The sequence below is a fragment of the Roseateles sp. P5_B10 genome, from assembly GCF_056400485.1.
Map to the genome: position 1 here is coordinate 1 of NZ_JBFULE010001336.1, position 913 is coordinate 913.

The 913-nt window shown below is 71.4% G+C and carries 1 protein-coding gene; it reads right to left on the reverse strand.

What is annotated here, in order from left to right; genetic code table 11:
- The coding region (locus AC1DU6_RS33140) for a glycine zipper 2TM domain-containing protein (protein ID WP_477862557.1) at positions 1-913 on the reverse strand (913 nt) is incomplete at both ends.

The window sequence follows — 913 nt, forward strand, 5'->3', positions numbered from 1 at the left end:
TCGTTCGTGCGCACCACCACTTCGTACTGCGTGCGCTCGCTGTTGCGCTTCTGGATCTCGCGGCCCAGCAGCGCGCCACCCACCGCACCGGCCACGCCAGCGGCCGTGCGGCCATCGCCCTTGCCGAACTGGCTGCCCACCACCGCGCCCAGCACGCCGCCGGCCACCGTGCCGAGCACGCGGCCCTCGCCGTCGACCTGCACGGCATTCACGGCCTGCACGGTCGCGCAGTCATAGCAGGCCTCGGCGCGGCGCGGCGGCAGGTTCACACTGGCATACGCATTGGGCACGCTGCTGCGCACGCTGCGGTCCCCCAGGCGCAACTGGGCCGTCAAAGGCCGCTCGGTATCCACCCAGGCGCCGCGCGGCAGCACATAGGTGCCGGCATATTCGCCGGGGCGAACTTCCTCAAGGACGATGTTGCGTGTCTCGCTGCCCTGGAGCAGCACGGAGGCCTGGCCACCTGGTGTGCCACGCAAGGTATAGCGCAGCGCCTCAGCGCGGCCACGGCCGCGTTCGCGCACAACATCCATGGACTGGATCTCCGGCCGCAGGGCCGTCTCGCCCGGCACCGGCCAGCCCGCCTGCAGCGCTTCGCCCAGCAGCGCCGTCGTGACACGGTTGTCACGGCGCAGATTGGCATGCACCCGCGAATCCGGCCCGATGCGGTCCGAGCGGCCAATGATGTAGCTGCCCTGATAGCGGCCCGCGCTGGTCTCGTCCAGGCGCACCGTGCGCCGGCTGCCGTCGATCTGCAGCAGCACGTTTGCCCCCGGCGTGCCCCAGACCGTGAAGTTCAGCTCGGCGCCCGGCTCGAGGCGGTCGACCTGTTCGACGTCGAAGCCCGTCACGCGCAGCATCGCCACCTGGCTGCTGCGCTGCTGCGCCTGGGCTGGCTCGGCCAGGAAGGGCG